Origin of the sequence: Streptomyces sp. NPDC088733 (assembly GCF_044751185.1) — a bacterium.
Classification (GTDB): domain Bacteria; phylum Actinomycetota; class Actinomycetes; order Streptomycetales; family Streptomycetaceae; genus Actinacidiphila.
Map to the genome: position 1 here is coordinate 212,084 of NZ_JBIVLH010000001.1, position 22,158 is coordinate 234,241.

General features: G+C 72.8%; 22 protein-coding genes and 1 pseudogene. 13 read left to right on the plus strand and 10 right to left on the minus strand.

Annotated elements, in window-relative coordinates; genetic code table 11:
* Positions 1-618 precede the first annotated feature (618 nt).
* The 3 genes from ACIP64_RS00900 (at position 619) to ACIP64_RS00910 (ending at position 3,092) form a co-directional block, all read left to right on the plus strand.
* Complete coding sequence (locus tag ACIP64_RS00900) at positions 619-750, plus strand: DUF397 domain-containing protein (RefSeq protein WP_401580362.1); 132 nt, start codon at positions 619-621, stop codon at positions 748-750.
* Positions 751-802: 52 nt separating this feature from the next.
* Positions 803-1,135 (plus strand): hypothetical protein, encoded by a 333-nt coding sequence (locus ACIP64_RS00905; RefSeq protein WP_401580363.1) that lies wholly within the window; start codon positions 803-805, stop codon positions 1,133-1,135.
* Positions 1,136-1,712: 577 nt separating this feature from the next.
* On the plus strand, positions 1,713-3,092 hold the full coding sequence (locus ACIP64_RS00910) for a S8 family serine peptidase (protein ID WP_401580365.1): 1,380 nt from the start codon (positions 1,713-1,715) through the stop codon (positions 3,090-3,092).
* Between the two features lie 72 nt (positions 3,093-3,164).
* Here the strand turns inward: ACIP64_RS00910 and ACIP64_RS00915 are convergent, their stop codons facing one another.
* The 4 genes and pseudogenes from ACIP64_RS00915 to ACIP64_RS00930 form a co-directional block, all read right to left on the minus strand.
* Positions 3,165-4,034, minus strand: a complete 870-nt coding sequence (locus ACIP64_RS00915; RefSeq protein ID WP_401580367.1) for a hypothetical protein — start codon at positions 4,032-4,034, stop codon at positions 3,165-3,167.
* A 230-nt stretch (positions 4,035-4,264) separates the two neighbouring features.
* Positions 4,265-4,477: pseudogene (locus tag ACIP64_RS00920) on the minus strand (carboxymuconolactone decarboxylase family protein); the annotation flags it as partial.
* A gap of 49 nt (positions 4,478-4,526) precedes the next feature.
* Complete coding sequence (locus tag ACIP64_RS00925; protein ID WP_401580369.1) at positions 4,527-4,619, minus strand: hypothetical protein; 93 nt, start codon at positions 4,617-4,619, stop codon at positions 4,527-4,529.
* The gene (locus ACIP64_RS00930) at positions 4,583-5,314 is read right to left on the minus strand and encodes an SDR family NAD(P)-dependent oxidoreductase (RefSeq protein ID WP_401580371.1); all 732 of its coding nucleotides are present in this window, start codon (positions 5,312-5,314) and stop codon (positions 4,583-4,585) included. The genes ACIP64_RS00925 and ACIP64_RS00930 overlap by 37 nt, the downstream gene beginning before the upstream one ends.
* A gap of 252 nt (positions 5,315-5,566) precedes the next feature.
* On the opposite strand from ACIP64_RS00930, the gene ACIP64_RS00935 reads away from it, so the two are divergent.
* From ACIP64_RS00935 to ACIP64_RS00945, 3 genes are all read left to right on the plus strand, one after another.
* Positions 5,567-6,463 carry a LysR family transcriptional regulator gene (locus ACIP64_RS00935; RefSeq protein WP_401580373.1) on the plus strand — a complete coding sequence of 299 codons (897 nt, stop codon included), beginning with the start codon at positions 5,567-5,569 and terminating at the stop codon, positions 6,461-6,463.
* Between the two features lie 127 nt (positions 6,464-6,590).
* Complete coding sequence (locus tag ACIP64_RS00940; protein ID WP_401580375.1) at positions 6,591-6,854, plus strand: hypothetical protein; 264 nt, start codon at positions 6,591-6,593, stop codon at positions 6,852-6,854.
* An 86-nt stretch (positions 6,855-6,940) separates the two neighbouring features.
* Complete coding sequence (locus ACIP64_RS00945; RefSeq protein WP_401580377.1) at positions 6,941-7,414, plus strand: VOC family protein; 474 nt, start codon at positions 6,941-6,943, stop codon at positions 7,412-7,414.
* Between the two features lie 18 nt (positions 7,415-7,432).
* Here ACIP64_RS00945 and ACIP64_RS00950 read toward each other — a convergent pair whose 3' ends face one another.
* Genes ACIP64_RS00950 through ACIP64_RS00965 form a run of 4 tightly spaced genes read right to left on the minus strand, consistent with a single transcriptional unit; the run spans position 7,433 to position 10,159 of the window.
* On the minus strand, positions 7,433-8,353 hold the full coding sequence (locus tag ACIP64_RS00950) for an NADP-dependent oxidoreductase (RefSeq protein ID WP_401580379.1): 921 nt from the start codon (positions 8,351-8,353) through the stop codon (positions 7,433-7,435).
* Positions 8,354-8,374: 21 nt separating this feature from the next.
* Positions 8,375-8,653, minus strand: a complete 279-nt coding sequence (locus ACIP64_RS00955; protein ID WP_401580381.1) for a hypothetical protein — start codon at positions 8,651-8,653, stop codon at positions 8,375-8,377.
* Entirely contained in the window at positions 8,650-9,495 is an 846-nt protein-coding gene (locus tag ACIP64_RS00960) for an MFS transporter (RefSeq protein ID WP_401580383.1), read from the minus strand. The genes ACIP64_RS00955 and ACIP64_RS00960 overlap by 4 nt, the downstream gene beginning before the upstream one ends.
* Positions 9,496-9,520: 25 nt before the next feature.
* Positions 9,521-10,159, minus strand: coding sequence for an HD domain-containing protein (locus ACIP64_RS00965; protein ID WP_401580384.1), 639 nt, complete (start codon positions 10,157-10,159; stop codon positions 9,521-9,523).
* A 150-nt stretch (positions 10,160-10,309) separates the two neighbouring features.
* On the opposite strand from ACIP64_RS00965, the gene ACIP64_RS00970 reads away from it, so the two are divergent.
* The 3 genes from ACIP64_RS00970 to ACIP64_RS00980 all read left to right on the plus strand — a co-directional run bounded on the left by ACIP64_RS00970 (position 10,310) and on the right by ACIP64_RS00980 (position 13,248).
* The gene (locus ACIP64_RS00970; RefSeq protein ID WP_401580386.1) at positions 10,310-11,278 is read left to right on the plus strand and encodes a GlxA family transcriptional regulator; all 969 of its coding nucleotides are present in this window, start codon (positions 10,310-10,312) and stop codon (positions 11,276-11,278) included.
* A 49-nt stretch (positions 11,279-11,327) separates the two neighbouring features.
* A complete protein-coding gene (locus ACIP64_RS00975) occupies positions 11,328-12,614 on the plus strand; it encodes an MFS transporter (RefSeq protein ID WP_401580387.1) in 1,287 nt (428 codons plus the stop codon).
* Between the two features lie 79 nt (positions 12,615-12,693).
* Complete coding sequence (locus ACIP64_RS00980; RefSeq protein WP_401580389.1) at positions 12,694-13,248, plus strand: hypothetical protein; 555 nt, start codon at positions 12,694-12,696, stop codon at positions 13,246-13,248.
* Here the strand turns inward: ACIP64_RS00980 and ACIP64_RS00985 are convergent.
* A complete protein-coding gene (locus tag ACIP64_RS00985) occupies positions 13,211-14,416 on the minus strand; it encodes a helix-turn-helix transcriptional regulator (RefSeq protein ID WP_401580390.1) in 1,206 nt (401 codons plus the stop codon). The two genes, ACIP64_RS00980 and ACIP64_RS00985, sit on opposite strands and share 38 nt — an antisense overlap.
* A gap of 296 nt (positions 14,417-14,712) precedes the next feature.
* Between ACIP64_RS00985 and ACIP64_RS00990 the strand changes: the two genes are divergently transcribed.
* The 4 genes from ACIP64_RS00990 (at position 14,713) to ACIP64_RS01005 (ending at position 18,126) form a co-directional block, all read left to right on the plus strand.
* Positions 14,713-15,429 carry a DUF2470 domain-containing protein gene (locus ACIP64_RS00990; protein ID WP_401580392.1) on the plus strand — a complete coding sequence of 239 codons (717 nt, stop codon included), beginning with the start codon at positions 14,713-14,715 and terminating at the stop codon, positions 15,427-15,429.
* A gap of 75 nt (positions 15,430-15,504) precedes the next feature.
* Positions 15,505-16,398 carry a sigma-70 family RNA polymerase sigma factor gene (locus ACIP64_RS00995; RefSeq protein ID WP_401580393.1) on the plus strand — a complete coding sequence of 298 codons (894 nt, stop codon included), beginning with the start codon at positions 15,505-15,507 and terminating at the stop codon, positions 16,396-16,398.
* A 37-nt stretch (positions 16,399-16,435) separates the two neighbouring features.
* On the plus strand, positions 16,436-17,065 hold the full coding sequence (locus ACIP64_RS01000; protein ID WP_401580395.1) for an alpha-ketoglutarate-dependent dioxygenase AlkB: 630 nt from the start codon (positions 16,436-16,438) through the stop codon (positions 17,063-17,065).
* 203 nt (positions 17,066-17,268) lie between these two features.
* On the plus strand, positions 17,269-18,126 hold the full coding sequence (locus tag ACIP64_RS01005) for a serine hydrolase (protein WP_401580396.1): 858 nt from the start codon (positions 17,269-17,271) through the stop codon (positions 18,124-18,126).
* A 69-nt stretch (positions 18,127-18,195) separates the two neighbouring features.
* On the opposite strand, the gene ACIP64_RS01010 is transcribed toward ACIP64_RS01005, so the two are convergent.
* Complete coding sequence (locus ACIP64_RS01010; RefSeq protein ID WP_401580398.1) at positions 18,196-21,942, minus strand: S8 family serine peptidase; 3,747 nt, start codon at positions 21,940-21,942, stop codon at positions 18,196-18,198.
* Between the last annotated feature and the right edge of the window lie 216 nt (positions 21,943-22,158).

Below are 22,158 nucleotides of genomic sequence, written 5' to 3' on the forward strand. Positions count from 1 at the left end.
CCCCCACGAACTGCCGATCACGACTTGATGGTAGGTCAGGTCACCAGGAAGATCCAGACGAAGTCTCAGCGTGACATGCGGCGTTGAGGGCGCACGTGGAGTGTGGCGCGGGTCGACGCTGCACAGCAGGAGCAGCGAACCAGGCAAGGTCGCGCCAAAACGGACCGTTGCTCTTGGGGCCCAGCCGTCATCCCGACCGGGCGGAATCACGGAGGGATCCGCGAACGACCACACACGACCACGTTAAGGAGCCGTGGACCACTCGTGGACCGATATACGGTCCTCAGCCCCATCCAAGGCGCTGAACAGGAAGGATGCTGCAAGGTGCAACGGCCTCCGGAGCCGTGTGCGCAGGGCCGGATCCTGCCGGGGGTACCTCGCACGAGGCGCCAGAAGACTTCGCGACCGGCGAAGCTCACCTGGCGGCCCCCGGTCGGCCGCGAGGGGGCGGGATGCACGTCAGGGCCGTCGGAGTGATGCTGGAGGGGGGAGATCGTGTATGCCGCAGCAACGGGAGATCCCATGATGGACGGCGTGAAGGCTGAGCTGTACACCCTTGACCTGACTGATGCCGACTGGGTCACCAGCAGCTACACCAACAGGTGAACGAAGACGTGTGTGGAGGTCGCGGACCTTGGTGGAGGGGCCGTTGCTGTCCGGGATTCAGAGAATCGGGAACTGCCGGCGCTGCGGTTCACCGCGGAGGAGTGGGCGGCGTTCCGACTCGGTGTGCGTGACGGCGAATTCTGACCGTGCGGTAACTGACCGCTCCCCAGTTCTGCTGGTGTCTAAGATCATCAGCGTGGCCGACTGGTCCCGGCTCCACCACGCCCACGGCACCGCGGAAGATGTCCCGGCCCTGCTCGCTTCCGTGGGTCCGGAGGCACAACACCGCTGGTGGGACGATCTCTGGTCCCGGTTGTGGTGTCAGGGCACCGTCTCCTCGGCCAGCTACGCGACTCTGCCTGCTCTGGCCCCTGCTGGCGCGTCAGTAGTCGGCGACCGATCGACGGATGCCCCTCCCCTGACCCTAGCCGGGGCCATCGGGGATCAGCCGTACGGCTATGAGGATCTCCTGGTGACCCATGCCGCAGCGATCGTGGTACTGATCGAGGAAGCTCTGCGGGACCCCTGACTCGTCGATACCCCCACGGACTACTTCTACTTGCTGGCCGCCCGCCTCATTTTCGAGGGCGTCGACGTCTGGGGCCCCCGTACCGCTTGCGAAGCCGAGGACTTCATTGTGTTCGGCGAGCACGGCCGCCTGCACATGAACGAGACTGCGGCGAGCTGGCTGCTGCCGCAGCCCCTCGCCGTCTCGTCCTTGCGGACGGCCGGCCCGGCATCACGCACAAGCTGACCTATGTCTTCGGCTCCGCGCCGTGCGCCCGCTGTAATGCGGTCTTCGGGTGACGGCTCAGTACTGACGGTCACGTCGTGAGGCGTCTCACATAAGTGCCATATCGGCGATATCGGGTGAACCCGACAACGGCCCGGCAAGAAGCAGCCTGACACCTCAACGTCCCGTTCCCGCACGGATCGAGCCTGCGCCGTGCGCGCCTCCATGCGGCGCGGCCCGTGCGGGCATACACCATCGAATCGGACCAAGCAGTGACAAGTCCCACACGGGCATTCCCTTGCCCTGTGGGCCGCCTCGGAGTGAGATCGCGGGCAACGGCCGAACGTGGTCTAGTCCACTACGAGGAGCATCTATGCGCAGGATTCATGCGCGGCGGCGCACTGCGGTCGCCGCAGCTTGGATCACCAGCCTCACCAGTGTCGCGACAGCGGCAACGCTTCTGTCCGGGTCCGCCGCCGTCGCCGCGCCCGTGCGGCCGGCGCCGGGAGCCAAGCCCGCGCGCGCTGCCGGGCAGGAGTCGAAGAACGCGGCCCACAACCTGATGACCACCGCGGAGTGCCGGGAGAAGTGGCAGATCGCCTGCTACTCCGCGAGCCAGTTCCGCCAGGCGTACGACCTCGAACCGCTGTACCGGGCGGGCATCACCGGCAAGGGCCGCACGATTGTGATCGTCGACCCCTTCGGCTCGCCCACCGTCCAGCACGACCTGGACGTCTACAGTGCCCGCTTCGGCATCAAGAGCACCCACGTCGACGTCGTCAAGTGGGGCAAGGTCCCACGCTTCGACACCAGCGACGCCGACCAGATCGCCTGGGCCGGCGAGACCACCCTCGACGTCGAGATGGCGCACGCCGTAGCCCCCGACGCGCACATCGTCCTTGCGGAGACCGGCGTCGGCCGCATCGGGGACGGCACCACCGGCCTGCGCGAGGTCATGGACGCCGAGAAGGCCCTCATCGACCGCGGCGTGGGCGATGTGATCAGCCAGAGCTGGGGCGTGGCGGAGAACAGCTTCCCCGGTTTCAACCGGGGTGACTTCTCCAGCATCGAGAACCTGCGGTACGCGTTCAAGGACGCCCAGAAGCACGGGGTGACCCTCGTCGCCGCCTCCGGCGACAGCGGCGCCACCAACACCACGTCGGACGGCACATCCCACTACCCGTACCGGGTCAACGCCTGGCCGACCGCCGACCCGCTGGTGGTCTCCGTCGGCGGCACCCAGCTGCACCTGGACGCCAAGGGCGACCGGATCGCGCCGGACAGCGTCTACAACGACGCCGGTGCCGGCGGCGGCGGTCTGTCCCACGTCTTCTCCCGCCCCTCGTACCAGAACGGCGTGCAGCGGGTCGGCGACCACCGCGGCACCCCCGACCTGTCCATGTCCGCCTCCCTGAAGGGCGGCGCCTGGGTGTACTCCAGCTTCAACCCGAAGCGGGTCGGCTGGGACGTCTACGTCGGCACCAGCGAGGCCAGCCCGCTCTTCGCCGGCATCGTGGCACTGGCCGACCAGGCCGCCGGGCACCGGCTGGGCGACATCCACCAGGCCCTGTACTCGCTGTACGCACGCTCCTCGACGGACCCGTCCACCGGAATCGTGGACGTGAAGGACGGCACGAACAACAGCTACGCGGGCGTCACCGGCTACACCGCGGTGAAGGGCTACGACATGGCGACCGGCGTCGGAACGATCGACGCGGCCCGCTTCGTCCCGGCCCTCGCCAAGGAGGGCTGACCGCATCCCGTCCCGCGGCGCGGGGCCTGGCGCAGCACTGCCGGGCCCCGCGCCGGCAGGTGTGGGCCGCTGTCAGGGGCCCGGGTGGAGGGCGATGGTCCAGGTGTGAACGGTGTGCCGGGTGGGATCACCTGGGTCGGGCTCGGCGATGACCGCGGTGATGTGGTCGCCGTCACGGCGCAACGCCCCTGCGTGGCCTGAGAGCCGGGCGGGGTCGACCGGCAGCAGTTCGGCGAGCACGGTGTGCTCCAGTCGGCGGTCGACGGCGCGCAGCGCCCCGGCGTCGAGGACCAGGATGGTGCCGTCCTCCAGGACCAGTGGCCGCGGGACCTGCGGGTCGGTGAGCTGCGGGCCGCGTTCGATGCCACCGCCGGGCAGCAACCGGACCACCCGGCTGCGGGTCGGCAGGGCGCGGTCGGCCTCCACCACGCGGACGCCGGTGCCGACGACGTAGTGGCCGTAGCTGCGCCAGGAGTCCACGACGGTGCCGTCACGGTCGTGCTCCCAGGTGTCGAAGAACGAGTAGCCCTCCAGGCCGAGCAGGAAGCGGCCGCCGCGGAGGGCCGCGCCACGTTCCCCGCGCAGTTCGGCGATGAGGGCGCCGTTCGCCAGGTCGAGCAGCAGGGCCGGGCCGAGGAAACCCCAGGGCGTGTAGTCGAGGGAGTCCGTCGTGACCAGGACCCTGCCGCCGGAGAAGTGGGCGGCGTTGGGACGTCCGGCGATGGGCTGGGTCCAGCGGGTACGGCCCGAGGCGTCGACGCAGCTGATTTCCCCGACCGCACCGTGGATGCGTACGCCTTCCCGCCGTGCGAGCGGCTGTCCTTCGGTGTGGGTCCGCTCGTCGGGTGGTCGGCCGACCGTACGGTCATGGTCCACCACAGTGGCCCGCCAGGGGGCCGGGGCCGCCCTGTGACTGCGGCCGTTCTCCCCGGGGCTCGGCATGGCCGCGATACTAGTTCCCACCAGGCGACGGCGATACGGGCCGCGGGGTCGTCTGCGACTCGCGGTGAGCCCGGCGGCTCCTGGGCACGACTACCCGCGTGCGAGGGCGAGTTGTGCGACGACGGCCGCCGCCGGGCATCCCGGCGGCGGCCTTCGCGTACGTGTCGGGGGGCGGGGGTCCGTTCGGCCTGGTCGAAGAACTTCATGGCCATGAAGCCGTGCGCGTAGCCGCCGCCCGCGCGCAGCGCCGCGGCGATCATCACGGTCTCCGCCAGCTCCCGCCGGGTCGCGCCCGCGGCGTGCGCGGCCTTAATACGGGCCTCGATGCGGTACGCGCACTGGGTGGTCAACGCCACCGCCACCGGCATAAGTTCGGTGTACTTCGGCGGGACGGCCTTGTCGCTGCCGCGCAGGACCTGGGTGTCCCAGGCCATGAACGCCTTGAAGGCCTCCGGGGCGTATGTGCTTCGTGGTAGGACACGTCGGCTCCTTTCAGTACTGGTTGCGGCCGGCCCTGACGCCGCCGTCGACGTCCCATGTCGCGCCGGTCACCCAGTCCGCCTGGCCGGACAGCAGGAACGCCACCGTGGGAGCGACGTCCTCCGGGTTCCCCACGCGGCCGAGGGGGTGGAAGGGTTCAGCGCGTCGAGGGCGGCGGGGATGTCGTCCTTCGGGATGAACGCCTCGTAGATCGCCGTGCGGACCACCGCGGGCGCCACCGTGTTGACGCGGATGCCGTACGGCGCGAGCTCCATCGCTATGTGCTGGGTCAGGGAGTGCAGCCCGGCCTTCGCCACGGAGTACGCCGAGGACGGGGTGGCGGCCATGGCCTGGTGGGCCAGCATGCCGCCGATGTTGACGAAGGCCCCCTTGCTGCCGCGGGCGATCATGTTGCCGGCCACGGTCTGCGCGATGAAGTAGAAGGCCCGGGTGATGGCCTGGTAGCGGTCGTAGTCGTCCTGCGTGTGCTCCAGGAACGCCTTCGGCTCGAAGATCCCGGCGGAGTTCACGAGCAGCGTGGCGTCGGCGTGCTCCTCGGTCAGTGTGCCGCGCAGCCGGTCCACGGCGGCGCGGTCGATCAGGTCGGCGGCCAGGCCCGTGGCGTCGCCGTGGCGGGACAGTTCGGCCGCCGCCTTGGCGGCGCTCCTCTCGGAACGGCCCGTGACGACGGCGGTGCCGCCGCCCTCGACGACCAGGCGGGCGACGGCCAGCCCGATGCCGCTGGTGCCGCCGACGACGACGGCCTTCCGCCCGGTGAAGTCAAGGGTGCTGCTGGACATGACGTGCTCCTTGGTGCGTGTGGGGGGTGCACGGGGCCGCGGGGGCTCGCATCGCCCATGGGCGGGGACAGGGCGCCGCGCCCTTCCCGTGTGCTGGAGAGGTGTTCCGCCGGCGTCCGGGGACCGGAGTCGGTACGGCCGCGTACAGGGGGAACGCCTCAGACAGTAGGGCGGCCCGCGGGGCCCCGGTAGAGGATCTCGGCGAATGCAGGTATAGCGGTCGGTTATCGCCCATAAGGAATAATCGTCACCGTGAACATCGAGGCTTTGCGCTACGTCCAGGCCGTGTCACGGACCGGGTCCTTCAGCGCCGCCGCACGGGCCTACGGCGTCACGCAACCGGCCCTGTCCAACGGCGTCGCGCGGCTGGAGGAGGAGCTCGGCGTCGCGCTCTTCGACCGCTCGCCGCGCGGGGTCAGGCCCACGGCGCACGGCGCGCGGATCCTGCCCCTGATCGACGACGTCCTCGACTCCCTCGACGTCCTGGTCGCCGACAGCAGGCGGCTGGCCGGCCCGGTCGCCGAGACGATCCGCCTGGGCGTGTCCCCGCTGATCGGGGCCGATCTGGTGGCCCGGGTCTTCCAGGCCGCCCGCTCCCTGGAGCGTCCACGCGACCTCGTGCTGCGGGAAGCGGACCTCGAACCGCTGAGCGGCGACCTGCGGGCGGGCCGCCTGGACATCGTCCTTGTGCCCGCCGTGGCCGGGATGCCGGCGTTCCGGCACCGGGTCGTCGCGCGGGAACCCGTGGTGGTGGTCGACCCCGTCGCCTCCGCCGACGACGACCCGGTCGAGTTGAAGGCCGTGGCGGACGCCACCTACATCCTCGGCCCCGGCACCTGCGGGCTGACCACTTTCACCACGGAGCTCTTCCGCGGCGGCGACCTGGCGCTGCACGCCTACCCCGGGGAGGCCGCCAGTTTCCGGGCGGTCGACGAATGGGCGGCGATCGGCCTGGGGTCGGCGCTGCTGCCCCGGTCCAAGGTCGCGCACGAGCACGCCAGTTGCCGCCCCCTCCTCCGGGCCGGGGCGCCCGTCGAGATCGCCTACGAGGCCGTGTGGGACTGCGACACCCCGCTCGGCGCCGATCTGGACGACCTGGTCACCGCGCTCGTCCGGTCCGGGGAGGCCCCGGAGGAATCGGGGAAGTAAGGGCCGGCGCACATTCCGGAATTCGGGTTTCGAAACGGCCGCCAATATATTCCTGGAATTCCCGGAAGGAAATCGCGGACATGCGACCGGAAACAACCGGGTGTAAAATTGTGGGGTCGGATTCCCCGTGAGCGACAAAAGGCGAGCCGTTGTGCAGTGCTACGACTGCGTGCTGGAGAGTCGTGCGACGACCGTGGCGGTCACCCTCGATCCGGCCATCGCCGTGGCCGCCTGCGCCCGCTGCGGGGCCGGTATCTGCGGCGGGCACCTGCATGTCTCCGGCGCCCCGGTCACCGGCCCGCAGGGCGCCTCCGCCCCGGCCGTCGAGGCCCGGCGGCTGACCTGCGGAGTCTGCTACGCCGCGGAGCGTGCGGCCGGGAGCCGCGCGTGAGCGCCGTGCCGTCCTGACCTCCGTGCCCCGGGCGGGCACCCACCGGCGGCCTTCTTCCGGATTCCTCTTCCCCGAAGGTGAAAGAAATGGATCTGAAGCTCGAAGCCATCGTGCTGCCCGTCTCCGACGTCGACCGGGCCAAGAATTTCTACGAGGCAGCGGGATTCCGCCTGGACGTCGACACCACGTTCAGCGACGAATACCGGCTGGTCCACATGACGCCGCCCGGATCGCAGTGCTCCATCATCTTCGGCAAGGGAACGATCTCCACCGCCCCCGGCACCGTCCAGGGCCTGTACCTCATCGTCGCGGACGTCGAGAAGGCCCGCGAGGAACTCGTCGGCCGCGGCGTCGGGATGAGCGAGGTGTTCCACGACGCCGGGGGAGTTCTCCACCACGGGCACGAGGGCGGGGAGGCCGTCCACCGCGGTGCGGGCCAGGAACGGATCGAGGGTCCCGAACCCGGCCGCACCTCCTACGCCTCGTACGCCACCTTCAGCGACCCGGACGGGAACGGCTGGTTGCTCCAGGAGATCACGGAGCGCGTGCCCGGCCGGTGACGCCGCGGGCGGCGGCCGTCAGTCCTCCGCGACCCGGATGATCGTCCTGCCCTTGACGCGCCGGTCCGGGGCGAAGGCGGCGGCCGCCTCGGCCAGCGGGCGGACGGCGCCCACCCGCACCGACAGGCGCCCGTCCAGGACGCGCTGCGCCAGGTCCGCGAGGCGCGCGCGATCGGGTTCGACGACGAAGAACAGCGCCCGCCCGTCGTCAGGCCGGACGGTGGGCGGTTCCGCGATGGTGACGACCGTGCCGCCGGCGCGCACGAGCGCGGTCGAGCGGGCGAGGACGTCCCCGCCGATCACGTCGAAGACCACGTCCACCTCCCCGGCGTCCGCGAGTTCGCCGGCGTCGAGGTCCAGGAAGACGTGCGCGCCCAGCGCGAGCGCGGTGTCCCGGTCGGCGGCCCGGCCGGTGCCGATCACGCGCGCTCCCGCCTCGTGCGCGAACTGCACCGCGACCGAGCCGACGGCGCCCGCCGCGCCGTGGATCAGCACGGTCTGACCGGTCGTGAGCCGCGCGTGGTCGAACAGGCCCTGCCAGGCGGTGAGTCCGGAGATCGGCAGTGCGGCGGCCACGGTGTGGTCGACGTCGGCGGGGAGCGGGGCGAGGTTGCGGGCCTCCACGGCGACGTACTCGGCCAGCGAGCCGTCGCGGGCCCAGTCGGTGAGTCCGAAGACCCGCTGGCCGACCGTGAGGCCGGTGGTTCCGTAGCCGAGGGCCGCCACGACACCCGAGACCTCGTGCCCGGGCACGGTCGGGGTGCGGTCGCGGCCGGCGCGGTCGGACCACGTCGCCGGCCAGTCGAGCTCCCCGCGGGTGAAGCCGGCGGCGTGCACGCGGACGACGACGTCGTTCTCGGCGGCGTGGGGGTACGGCAGGTGGGCCAGGGCCAGTCCGCCGAGGCCTGCCTCGCGGTCCGACGTGGTGAGGGCTTGCATGGCTGCTCCTGTGTCCGGTGGTCAGTGGATGTTCGCTGTGGCGGAGTCGGCTGTCGCGGCTGTCCCGGCCGAGTCGGCGTCCCGTGCGTGGGCGAGGGCGACGGCGGACAGCACGCCGACGAACCCGATGAAGGCAAAGCTCGTGGTCCTCAGTCCCCAGGCGGGTGCCAGGAGTCCGGCCGCGAGCGCCGGAAGGCTCAGGGCCGCGTAACTGACGACGTAGACGGCCGAGAACACCTGCGAACGCGAGTCCGCGGTGGTGACCGCCCCGATCGCGCGCAGGTTCCCGTGGAACGTCATCCCCGATCCCAGGCCGGCGAGGACGGCACCGCACGCGAAGCCGGCCGCCGACGACGCGGCGACCGCCGCCGCCAGGCGCCCCAGGTCACGTGCAGGACGCCGGTCACCAGGGACGGGGTCAGCGCGAGGAACAGCCCCGTCACCGCCCATCCCGCGACGAGGGCGGGCACGGCGGCCAGGAACCGGGGCCGGGCCGCCGGGGGGACGCGCGGGCCGAGGCGCCGGGCGGCCGTCGGAGCGGCGCCCGGCGCGGCCGTCTCGGGGATCAGCAGGACCAGTCCCGCCAGGACGAGGAAGGCGGCGGTGAGGGTGGCGAAGACGTACGTGTCGGGGTGGGCGACGTGGCTCACCAGCAGCCCGACCGCCGCGGCGCCGGCGGCCAGCCCGGCGTTCGTGCCGACCGACGTCACCGTGGTCCCCGCGTGCGGGCGTCCCGCGGGCGAGAACTCGACCAGCCCCGCGGCCAGGCCGCTCGTGGCCGCTCCCGTGGCGACGCCCTGCACCACCCGGGCGGCGACCAGGGACGGGGCGCCGTTCGCCGTCCAGAAGAGGGCGGTGCCGACCGCCGCCAGCAGGAGCGCGGCGAGCAGGACCGGGCGGCGTCCGAGGCGGTCGCCCAGGGGTCCCACGGTCAGCAGGGCGGCGAGCAGTCCCGCGACGTACACGGCGAAGACGACCGTCACCATGGTGACCGAGAGTCCCCAGCGCTCCCGGTACAGCGGATAGAACGGCGAGGGCGCGCTCGCGGTCGCCATCATCACCACGGTGGCAACCGCCAACACGGTGAAGCCGGCCTGCCGTCCCGGACGGCGGCGGTCGCGGACCGAAGCCGGCGGTGTCATCGGATGTCCTCCGGTTTCCCCGACGTCAATTCGGCCAGGGCGCGTCGGCGATGCGCTCGACCATCGAGGTGCGGTGGAATCCCGGGACAAAGCGTTCGAGGATGTCCGCATTGATCGTCCCGTAAGTGGTGTCCGGGCGGTTCTTGAGCCCGTCGACGAATGCCTGGAGGAATCCCTTCTTGAATTCTCCGCGCGGATGGGCGGCGACGATCTCGTCCACCTGGCCGGCGTCCAGCCTGTCCAGTCCCCAGCCGAGCACGTCGGTCAGGACGCCGTAGTTCATGGCGGCCGTCACCGGGCCCATCCGGCTGGGGATCCCGGGCGTCGTGTGCAGCGCGATCGCCGTCCAGACGACCTCGACGGCACTGTGCGGGAACCCGCGGTCGAGCAGGAACTTGCGGGCGTGGTCGGCACCGTCGAGCTCGAAGCGCTGCTCCGCGTCGGAGAACGGCGTCGCGAGCCCCGTGTCGTGGAACATCGAGGAAATGAAGAGCAGCTCCGGATCGGGCCGGAGACCGAGATCGCGCGCATGGAGGGAGGCGAAGAGGAAAACGCGATGGGAATGGTGGACGATGAGGGGGCCGGCCGTTTCCTGGAGGAATGCGGTGGCCTCCGCGACTGCCGCGGTATCGGGTGTTTCGACGGCTGCGATGGTGTCGGTCATGGTGCACGCGCTTTCGGTGAGACAGTGGAGACGCTGAGAAGTGGGCAGTGCCTCTGTTCTCCACGATGCCGAGCGCCCGGCTCCGCCGCCGCCTCGGTCCGGCCAGGAACCACTCGAATACCGACATCACCACCACCGAGGAGCAGGACTGTGAGCTCCGGGACGCACCGGGTCGCGATCCTCGTCTACGACGGGGTCGCGCTGCTGGACGTGGCCGGGCCGGCGGAGGTGTTCGGCGAGGCGAACCGGCTGGGCGCGGACTACCGGATCGTGCTGCTGTCGACGACCGGGACCGACGTCGCCTCGTCGATCGGCATCCGGATCGCCGTCGACGGCGGCCCCGCCGCGGAGCCGGACCCGGACACGTTCATGATGCCGGGCGGGATCGTCTATCCCAGGACGCCCATTACGCCGGACCTGGTCGAGGCCGCGAAGGAGCTCGCGGGCCGGGCCGGGCGGGTCGCGTCGGTCTGCTCGGGGGCGTTCGTCCTGGGCGCCGGCGGGCTGCTGGACGGCAAGCGGGCGACGACCCACTGGAAGGTCGCGCGTGAACTCGCCGCCCGGCACCCGAGGGTCAGCGTCGATCCCGACGCCATCTACGTGCGCGACGGCAGCACGTACACCTCGGCGGGCGTCACCGCGGGGATCGACCTGGCGCTGGCCCTCGTCGAGGAGGACCACGGGCCGGAGCTGAGCCGGAAGGTGGCCCGCGCCCTGGTGGTCTACCTGCAACGGGCGGGCGGCCAGTCGCAGTTCTCGGCGCCCCTGGAGGGCCCGCCGCCCCGGTCCCCGGCCCTGCGGAGCATCGTCGACCTGGTGACGGCCGATCCCGCGGGGAACCACTCCCTCGGTGAACTCGCCGGGCACCTCAACCTCAGCCCCCGCCATCTCACCCGGCTGTTCCGGACGGAGCTGGCCACCACCCCGGCCCGCTACGTCGAGGCGATCCGGTTCGACATCGCGAAGAACCTGCTCGACCAGGGGCACTCCGCGACGCAGGCCGCGCTGCTGGCCGGGTTCCCGAGTTACGAGAGTCTCCGGCGGGTCTTCGCACGGGAGTTGTCCATCAGCCCCGCCGCGTACCAGCGCCGCTTCAGCAGCGCCCGGCGCGGCCGGTAGGACCGGCGGGCCGCCGCAGGGGCCGCGGCAGGCCGTAGGCTCACCCGCCGTGGCTTCACGGGACGAGCAATCGACTTATGCACGACGGGACTTCGGCCGCCTGTGGGCCGCCTATGCCGTGAGCGCGGCGGGCAGCGCGGTCGGTTCCGGCGCGCTGCCGCTGGTCGCGGTGGTGGCCCTGGACGCCCCGGCGTCCCAGGTCTCCCTGCTCGCCGCACTGTCCGCGGTCGTGGCGGCCGCGGTCACCCTGCCGCTGGGGGTACGGATCGAGCACCGGCGGAAACGCCCGGTCATGATCGCGGCGGATCTGCTGCGGTTCGCCGCGCTGCTCAGCGTTCCGGTCGCGGCGGCCCTCGGTGTCCTCACCTTCGCCCAGTTGTGCGCGGTCGGCGTCGTGCAGGCGACGGCAGCGATCGCCTTCGGCGCGGCGAGCACCGCGCACCTCAAAGGGCTCGTCGCGCCCGAGGACCGGCTCCGGGCGGCCGCGCGGCTGGAGACGACCGGCTGGCTCAGCCTGAGCGTGGGGCCGCCGGTCGGCGGGCTGCTGGTCGGCGTCTTCGGGGCGACGGTGTCGATGGGCGTCGACGCGGTCTCCTTCCTCCTGTCCGCGCTGGGGGTCGGCCGGATCCGGCGCCCGGAGCCGGAGCCCCCGGTGCCTGCGGCGGCTCCGGGGCGGACACGCGAACTCCTGGCCGGCTGGCGGTACATCGCCGCGCATCCGGGCCTGCGTCCGCTCTTCTGGAACGCACTGCTCTTCAGCGGGGCCGTCATGATGAGCAGTCCGCTGCTGGCCGTCCTGATGCTCGGGGAGCTGCATTTCACACCGTGGCAGTACGGGCTGTCGCTCGGACTGCCGTGCCTCGGCGGGATTCTGGGGTCCCGCCTGACCGCCCCGGTCTCGCGCCGGCTCGGCGCACACCGGCTCCTGCTGCTGTTCGGCGTGGTGCGGACGCCCTGGCTCGTGCTGCTCGCGTGGGTGCCGCCCGGGTCCGCGGGCCTGGCCGTGCTCGTCGCGGCCGACACCTGCCTGCTGACGGCCGCCGGCGTCTTCAACCCCTCGTTCGCCGCCTACCGCATGTCGGCGACGGACGACCACCTCATGGTGCGCGTGGTCACGGCGTGGTCGGTCGGCACCCGGACCGCCCAGCCGCTGGGGCTGGCGATCGGCGCAACCGCCGCCGCCCTGGCCGGAGTCCGCTTCGCCGTCCTCCTCGCCGGCGTGCTCTGCCTCGGCAGCGCCCTGCTCCTGCCCTGGCGCGCCTTCCGGTCCCCCGGCGCCGGCCCGGCCGCGGCCGGGCCGCGCGGGCAGGAGACGGCGAAGTCCGCCGGGGCCTGAACGGGACACGGTCGTGCCGCATCCTGGAACCGCACCCCGCGGCGACGGGGGTGGGTTCGGGGGCGGGGAGGGGCGGGGCGTGGACGAGCAGGTCGTGGCGGCGGCGGTGTCGGGGCTGGTGGCCTTGGTGGTGGGCGCCGGGACGGGGTTGCTGACGTGGGCGCAGATCAGGCGCGAGCGGCAGAAGTGGCGGACGGACCTCAAGACCGCGTGGGCGCTGGAGGTGCACAGGGCCCGTCTCGCGGCGTACCCGCGGGCGTTCGAGGTGCTGCGGGCGCTGTCGACGCTCGACGGCGCGGTGGCGCCCGAGGCGGCCGGCGAGGTCGCACGTGAACTCAACGACTGGCTGTACTCGGCGGGCGGGCTGTGTGCCGACCGGACGACACGCGGCGCGCTGCTCGGGCTGCGGGCGGGCTGCGACGCGTGGCGGCGGACCGGGGAGCGGCCCCATGACCTCTACCGGTGGCGGGATCTGACGATGGTGTACCTGCGCCGGGACCTCGACGTCCGGGGTCTGGAGTCGTACGACTTCACCCCGGGCGCGACCCTGCTGCGCACCTTGGAGGAGGAGTTGGCGCCCCCGCCCCGGCGGTGGTTCAGGAGGCGTCGTTCCGCATCCGGCCGTCCGTGGTGAGCGGGGGCGCGGGCAGGCGCGGGAGGTAGCAGCGCCGGAAGAGGTCGCCGGTGAACTCTCGGCGGCTGCGGACGCCGGCCTTGTCGAAGACTTTGCGCAGGTGGTCCTGGACGGTGTACTCGGCGATGCGGAGGGCGTCGGCGACGTCCGCCGTCGAACGGCCGAGCAGGACGTGCTGGGCGACCTCGCGTTCGCGCGGGGTCAGTCCGTAGGCGTCGAGCACGATGGCGGTGAGTTCGCCCGGGTGGCTGGGGGCGAGGCTGACGTAGGTGAGCACGGCGTCCGAGCCGGTGGACTCGGGCGTGTCGGGGGCCGGTTCGCGCCAGGCGCTGAGCGTGATCCAGTGGCCCGTGCGGGTCAGGGCGCGGGACTGGACGTGCGCGCCGGGGCCCGCCGCGCGGGCCTTGCTGAGCAGCGCGGTGAGGGTGAGCGGGTACGGGCGGGCGGCGGCGGGGTGGGACTCCTGGACGAGCGCGAGCCAGCGTTCCGCGGTGGCGGTGCGCAGCCGGAGCCCCTGGTCGTCGTCGAAGGCGAGCAGTCCCGCGGCGTCCGGTACGTCCCCCCGGTCGATGCCGGACAGCAGCAGTGAGCGGCGCAGCGCCTGCGTGGCTGGGGTGCTGAACGAGTCGGCCAGCGCGACGTCGGCGGCCGTGAAGGGCGCCGAACCGGGGGCCCGGCACAGGACGAACAGCCCCCAGGTGCGCGTGCCGTGGCGGAGCAGGACGCGCAGTTCGTCGGCGAGGCCGGTGGGGCGCAGGATGTCGCGGTAGTAGACGCTCTCGTCGAGCCGTCCGGCCATGGACCGGCTGAGCAGGCTCGCGCTGCCCGGACGGCGTGTCAGCGCGCGCAGGTGGTCGACGCCGGTCTGCTCCGTGTGCTCGATCTCGAAGAGCCGCGGCATCACCGCCTGGGGGAAGCCCTCTTCGTGGCGGCCGCCGGTGTCGAGGAGGGTCGCCGGGTCGAGCATGACGGCGCACCACACGTCCGCCCCGACCACGCCGAGCAGTGTGTCGGCGGCGGTGCGCAGAACGTCCAGGGCGCCGGGGTGTTCGGCTCCGCGCAGCCGGCGGGCGAGGTCGTCGGCGAGGGCGGCGCGTGCGGCGGGGCTGGGCCGGTCCGTACGGGGGCGGGGACGTGAACCCGGGCCGGGGCGGGGAGCGGTGGTCACGTCAGCAGGCTAGGCGCACCCCCAGACATCTGGGATGGGATTGGCACAAATGCCCGCGTAGCCTGATGTCCCGTTCACGGCCGCGCGAGGGGGGCGCTCCGGCGCCGCGCGGCGGACGGACGGGGTACGGGGGCACGGGGGAACACGGGGGTACGGGGGCACGGGCGCCGCAGCGGGCGCCCGTGCCCGTACGGAGTCACCAGGGAAGCGAGGCACGCAGGGGCTGCGCCTGCGGGCGATCCGGATGTAGGTTAGGTTAGGCAAACCTAAGCTGACCTTCGTGAGTGGAGATCCGGATGCGCAGCATGTTCCACACCGCCCTCGCCGCGCCCCTGGCACCGTCCAGCGCCGAGCGCATCCGGTCGGTCCTCGCCTCGGCGCACTCGATGACCGTGGTCACCGCCGACGGCCGCGCGGAGGTCTCCCGGCTCACCGCCGCCGACCTGGCCGGCCACCTCCATCTGCACCCCCTGGACACGGCCCTCCCCCGCCCCGAATCGGTGCCCGCCGCGCTGGAGTTCACCGATGTCGCCCCCACCCCGGTCCGCGAACGGGTGCGCGCCCGGGTCACGGTGACCGGCCGGCTGGCCGCGCCCTACCGCGCCGACGCGGCCGACAGCCAGTGCATGGAGTTCGCCCAGGCCGTCCTGGAGACCGGGGACGGGCGGAGCACGGTCGAGCTGGAGGAGCTGGTCGCGGTGGCCGCCGACCCGCTGGCCACGTGCGAGGCGGGCATGCTCACGCATCTGCTCGACGACCACACCGAGCTCGTGCCGCTGCTGATGCGCCTGGTGCGGCCGCTGCCCGCGCCCGGGGCGCAGCGTGTGCTCCCCCTGGCCGTCGACCGGTACGGGATCACCCTGCGCATCGAGTACCCCCGCGTCCACCGCGACGTCCGGCTGCCGTTCACGTCGCCGCTGGACAGCGCCGACCAGGCCGGGGGCCGTATCCAGGCGCTGCTCAGCGGGGCGCGCCGCTCCTCCCACCTCGGCCGCCTGATGCCGGGGTGGTGAGCCGCCCCGCGCTGTCACATCGGCCTGCTTGGCTTCGTCATGGCCCCGACGGGAGACGACGAGGGAAGGTCACCGATGGACGACGAGGAGTTCCTGGCCCGGCGCTTCGAGGAGAACCGGCCGCACCTGCGGGCGGTGGCCTACCGCATGCTGGGCTCGCTGAGCGAGGCGGACGACGCCGTGCAGGAGGGATGGCTGCGGCTCAGCCGCACCAGGGCGGACGGCATCGCCAACCTGGGCGGCTGGCTGACCACGGTCGTCGGCCGGGTGTGCCTGGACATGCTGCGCGCGCGGACCTCGCGGGGCGAGCAGCCGCTGGAGGTCCGGGTGCCCGATCCGGTGGTGGCCCCGCAGGACGGCCCGGGGGACCCCGAGCACGAGGCGCTGCTCGCGGACTCGGTGGGGCTGGCGCTGCTCGTGGTGCTGGAGACGCTGACGCCGGCCGAGCGGCTGGCGTTCGTGCTGCACGACATGTTCGCGGTGCCGTTCGAGGAGATCGCGCCGATGGTGGGGCGCACCCCGGCCGCCGCCCGCCAGCTGGCCAGCCGGGCGCGGCGCCGGGTGCGGGGCCGGGCCCCGGCGCCCGATGCGGACCTGGCACGGCAGCGCGAGGTGGTCGGCGCCTTCATGGCGGCGTCCCGGGCGGGGGACTTCGAGGCGCTGGTGGGGCTGCTCCATCCGGACGTGGTGCTGCGGGCGGACACCGGGGCGGGTGCGTCCGGGCTGTCGCCGACGGCACGCGGGGCGCGCACGGTGGCCGGGCGGGCGATGCTGTTCCGGCGTTTCGCGGCGCACACACGCCTTGCCCTGGTCAACGGCGCGTACGGCATCGTCACGGCGCCGGAGGGGCGGCTGACGGCGGTCATGAGCCTGACGGTCAGCGGGGGGCGGATCGTGGAGATCGACATCCTGGCCGACCCCGCGCGCCTGGCGGCACTGGAGCGGTCCGGCCTCGCCACGTTCGATTAATAGCCCACATGTTCGAATGGGGAGTTACGCTGGATCCATGACCGCACCGCTGCAGGGCTCGCTCTTCGACCAGACCGACGACATCCGTCTCGGCCCGCTGGACGGCGTGCGGCGGACGGTCCTGGGCGCCGGCGCCTGGATCGACCTGCTGCCCGGCTGGCTCCAGGGGGCCGACGCCCTCTTCGAGGACCTGGCCGGCTCCGTCCCGTGGAAGGCCGAGCGGCGGCAGATGTACGAGCGCGAGGTCGACGTCCCGCGCCTGCTCTGCCACTACGCGGAGGGCGCGCCGCTGCCGCACGCCGTCCTCGGCGAGGCCCGGGACGCCCTCGATACGCACTACGCCCGCGAACTCGGGGAGTCCTTCGTCACAGCCGGGCTCTGCTACTACCGCGACGGACGCGACAGCGTCGCCTGGCACGGCGACCGCACGGGACGGTCGGCGACCCACGACACGATGGTCGCGATCCTGTCCGTCGGCGACCCCCGCGATCTCGCGCTCCGTCCGCGCGGCGGCGGTGCGGCGGCGCTGCGGCTGCCGCTCGGGCACGGCGATCTGGTCGTCATGGGCGGTTCGTGCCAGCGCACTTGGGAGCACGCGGTACCCAAGAGCGTGCGCGCGGTGGGCCCGCGGATCAGCATCCAGTTCCGGCCGCGCGGCGTGCGCTAGTCCGCGCGCCGGACCTCTCCCCCGGCCCCGGCAGGCCCGTACGGGCTCGCGCCGGGGCCCTGTCGTGACGGCTCCGAAGAGGCCGCCGGAGTCCCCGCCCGCGGGGCCCGGCGTAGCCGATGTCACATCCCGCTCCGTACATCAGTGCGCCCACACTGGTCAGCCGAACCGGCCGTCGGCTACCAGGAAATGGGCGGGCACAAATGGGACATATACGAATATCCCGGCGCTTCTGGGCCGCTTCGGTCGTCGCCGGCCTGGCGGTTCCCGCGGTCGTGGCGGCCGGAGCCGGCAACGCCGTCGCCGCGACCCCCCAGCCGGTCTGCGTCTCGGGGAAGCCCGGGCTGGCGGCGAAGCTCCAGCGGGACATCGCGGCGTCCCTCAAGGGCAGGACCGCCCTCACCGCGCTGTCCCTGCACGACCGCACGACGAACACCGTGTGCACGCTCCGGGCGGACCAGGCGTTCGACTCCGCCAGCACCGTCAAGGTCACCGTCCTGGCGGCGCTGCTGCGGGACGCCACGCAGCACGGCCGCTACCTCACCGCGCGGGAGACCGGTCTCGCGTCGAAGATGATCACGCAGTCGGACAACGACGCGACGAGCACGCTGTGGAAGCAACTCGGCCCGGACAAGATCAAGGGCTTCCTGTCCGCGGCCGGGATGACCCGGACCGTGCCCGGCGCGGGCGGCTACTGGGGCCTGACCCAGATCACGGCCGGCGACGAGCAGAAGCTGCTGGACCTGGTCACGGCGCACAACCGCGTGCTCAACGACAACGCGCGCGCCTACACCCTCAAGCTGATGGGCAAGGTCATCGCCTCGCAGCGCTGGGGCACCCCGGCGGGAGCGCCCGCCACTGCCGTGGTCCACGTCAAGAACGGCTGGCTCCCCCGCGCCACGCACGGCTGGCGGGTGCACAGCCTCGGCGCCTTCACCGGCGGCGGCCACGACTACAGCCTCGCGGTGCTCACCCACGACAACGCGACCATGGCCTCCGGCGTCGCCACCGTCGAGGCGGTGGCCCGCGCGGTCCACAAGGACCTCAGCCCCGCGGGCTGACAGCCGTACGGACCGCGGGCCCCTGCCCGCACGACGGCGGACAGGGGCCCATTGGCCTTGCCTGCGGCCCTACTTGAGGCCGAAGGCGCGGACGACGGTCTGGCTGACGGTGTTGCCCGCGGCGTCCTTCGCGGTCGCCCGCACACTCGCGAACCGGGCCGTGCGCGGCGCGTTCAGCTGCGCCGTCCAGGCCGTGCCCCGGTGGCACAGCGTGGTCCGGTGCCAGGTGGCGCCGTCGTCGTAGGAGACGTCCAGCGTCACCGTGCGGATCGCGCCCGCGCCGGTCGCGCCCGCCAGGTGCGACGGGGTGACGGACAGCGCGGTCCGCCGCCCGGCCCGGCCGGACAGGTCGGTCGCCACCGCGTAGTCCAGCTGGATGAGCGGCAGCGGCGAGAGGACCGTGTAGTCCGTGGTGCCGGAGGTGAATCCCCAGTCGGTGCGGGTGCGGGTGGAGTACGGCCGGCCCGGCAGGTCGCGCTTGCCCTCCACCACCAGGCGGTAGGGCAGCGGTTCCGCAGGCAGGCCCTCGACGGCGAAGATCCCCTCGTTGACCGTCTCGCCCAGCAGTTGGTCGCCCTGGTACAGCGAGACCTTCGAGGTGTCCCCGTCGGCCCAGACGACACCGGCGTGGCCGCCGGAGTCACCCCAGGCGCTGATCGACGACGGGCTGATGATGTCGCCGACCCGGAAGGGGGACGTGCGGGTGGAGTCGTTGAGGAGCCGCGGGCGCGCGACGGGGGCGAACCAGGTCTCCCGGTACGTGCCGCGCGCCTTGTACGAGCGCGGCGTGCCGCCCAGACCGAGGTCCCTCACCGCCGCGCTGGAGACCCACGCGGCACCGGGACCCGCGGTGACCCATGAGGTGAGCGTCCCCTGAGCCGCGACCGCTGCCGGCCGGCTGCCCATCGGCCTGCCGGTGTCCACGGCCAGGTCGTCGCGGAGTGCGACCGCCTCGCCCTGCTTGGTGTCGCGGAACGACTCGTCGATCCGGGCGAGTTCGCCCGGCCCCGGCCGGTACGTCAGCGTCCGCGGGATCGCGCCGCCGTAGTGCCGGACCAGGTCGTACAGGTAGCGCGGGTGCGGGTGCGAGACGACCTTCAGCGTTCCCGTCCCGGCCCGGCCGAGCCGGCCGCGCAGGCGGACGCTGTCGTCGGTGCCGAGCGAGGCCACCGGCAGCGGGGCCGCGTCGGGCAGGTCGGCCCACGGGTCCAGCTTCCCGTAGCCGTCGTTGAGGATCAGCAGCAGCTTCGCGCCGGCCTTCGCCGCAGCTGCGGCCTGGTCGGGGGCGGACACCGCGTCGCTGCGGCGGACGACCGCCACCTGACCGCGGACCTTGGCCTTGGCGAACTCCGCGGCCGAGCCGTCCCCGGCCCACACCGCCCGGTACGTGCCGCTGCCCTCGGGCAGCACGGGCGACATGCTCTGCAGGGTCACGGCGTCGTAGCTCTGGGAGCCGGACGAGAACGTCAGCGGCGGCTGGATCTGCCGCCAGCGGGTGGCGAAGGTGTACGAGCCGTGCGTCACCTTGGACGTCGGGGCCGCCCAGAGGCTGTCGTACCGCCAGTACTCCGGCATGTAGCTGTCCATGAACGGGAACAGGTCGCCGTACGACCGGTACTGGTCGACCCGCAGGAAGCTGTTGGCGGTCGGCTGCGGGGTGATCGCCGCGGCCTTGCGGAGGTCCGCGGCGTCGAAGCGCAGCGAGCGGTCCGTGCTCAGGTCGACCTGCGGCGCGGAGAACAGCCCGAACCCGAGCGTGTGCGTGCCGTCGATGCCGGGGACGTCGGCGTACATCCAGGCCGCGTAGTCGCTGGGGACCAGGCTGAGGTCCAGGGTGCCGGAGGAGCCGACGGTGTAGACCTTGGGGATGGTGTTGCGGTCGACGTCCTTCAGCACGAGGGTGCCGGGCAGGCCGCGGCCCTTGCGGTCCTTCGCGGTGACCGACAGCTTGACGCGCCGGCCCTCCTTGTTCACACCGACCGGCGTCCGGGCGCGGACCGCGCCGTCGGGGCCGGTCGCGGTGAGCTGGCTGGTGTAGGCGGCGTTGTCGGCGGCCAGGTCGAGGTGGGTGATGACGCCGACGGTGGCGGTGCCGTGCGCGGGCACGGTCAGGCGGCTGTCGGTGAGGGTGAACAGCCCGGCGGGGATGTTGTCCGCGATCAGGCCCAGGTCCAAAGTGATCGGCTCGGCCGCGCTGTTGGTGTACGTGACGTCCTTGCGGACCGTCTGGCCGGGCGTGTACGGGTAGCGGACCTGGGCGAACGCGGCGCCGGAGGCGACCACGGTGGCCTTCACGGCCGCGGCGATGTCGAGCCGGCCGCTGCCGCCCTGGTAGGGGCTGAACCGCCGGGTGCTCGCGGTGGTGCTGACCAGCGCCTCCTTGAGCTGCTGACCGCTCCAGTCCGGGTGCTTCGCCGCCAGCAGGGCGGCGGCGCCCGCGACATGGGGCGTCGCCATGGAGGTGCCGCTCATCGTCTGGTACGCGCCCTCGCCCTCCGGGGCGTACTGCGAGCGGGCCGCGAGGATGTCGACACCGGGGGCGGTCAGGTCGGGCTTGACGGCGTTGTCGCCGACGCGCGGGCCGCGGCTGGAGAACTCCGCCAGCTGGTCCACGCCCTTGCCGGGGCCGTTGACCGCGCCGACGGTGAGCGCGGCGTCCGCCGCGCCCGGTGCGCCGATCGAGTACGGCTCCGGGCCGGAGTTGCCCGCGGCGATGACGAACAGCGCCCCGGTCTCCGCGCTGAGCTTGTTCACGGCCTGGCTGAGCGGGTCGGTGCCGTCGGTGGGGGCACCGCCCAGGCTCATGCTGACGATTTTCGCGTGCTGGTCGCGGGCCGCCCACTCCATGCCGGCCAGGATCCAGGAGTCCTGGCCGCTGCCGTCGTTGTCCAGGACCTTGCCGATGTGCAGCGAGGCGCCCGGGGCGACACCCTTCTCCTTGCCGTCGGACGCGGCGCCGGTGCCCGCGACCGTCGAGGCGACGTGCGTGCCGTGGCCGTGCCGGTCGGTGACGTCCTGGCCCGGCACGAAGCTCTGCGAGGCGGCGATCCGCCCCGCGAAGTCCGGGTGCGCGGCGTCGATGCCGGTGTCCAGGACGGCGACGTCCACACCCTGTCCGGTGTCGCCGCCCGCCCAGACCTCCGGCGCGCCGATCTGCGCGGTGGTGTCGGACAGCGTCGCCTTGGCCTTGCCGTCCAGCCACACCTTGGCGATCCCGCCCGCCAGCCGCCCGGAGGGCTGCCCGCCCGGCGCGGTCTTGGCGGCGGCACCGGTGAGGGAGGACCAGAAGTCCGTCGCCCGCGCGTGCTCGGCCGACATCGCGGCGCCCTGGATGCTGCTGAGCGTCAGTGTCTTCCGCGCGCCGTCCGGGGTCTGCGCGCTGCGGGCGCGGGCGGCGGCGTCGGTGTACGTGACGATCAGCGGCAGCCGGTCGCTGTGGCCGTCGTCGTAGCCGTCCCTGAGCAGTTCGCTGACGTTGAACAGCTGCTCGTCCAGCGCGCCCGACGCGATCCAGGGCAGCGCCGCGTCCGGGTAGACGTAGGTGTCGGGGCCGACCGACATGACGTGGGCGCCGCCCGGCCTGCCCTGCGCGTCGGACACGGTCGCGGTGGTGCCGCCGTCGGCGACGGTCACCGCGACCTTGTCACCGGTGATCAGCGTGACGGTGCCCGAGGTGCCGGGACGTGCGGAGGGCTGGGGGGCGGGGGCGGGAGGCGTGCGCGTCTCGGCCGACGCGGCAGGCCCGATGGCGGTCAGCGCCACGAGGGCGGCGACCGCGACAGTCAGCCCGCGTCTGGGGGACGGAGGTATACGCAAGGGGAACCTCAAGAGGCTAGGCGTGCGAAAGATGTGCGTAGTCAGCCACCCTTTTGCCTCGCTGTAAAGAAGAGGTCATGTCCCTTGAGTGCCAATGTCCGCACCTGGACAGACGGCCGTTCCCCCACGGCAATTCCCCGGCTTTGTTACAAACATATTGACGCGTATTGATGCTCCGTCAATTGAGCGCAGCAAAGGGCTTGTTGTGCGACGCAC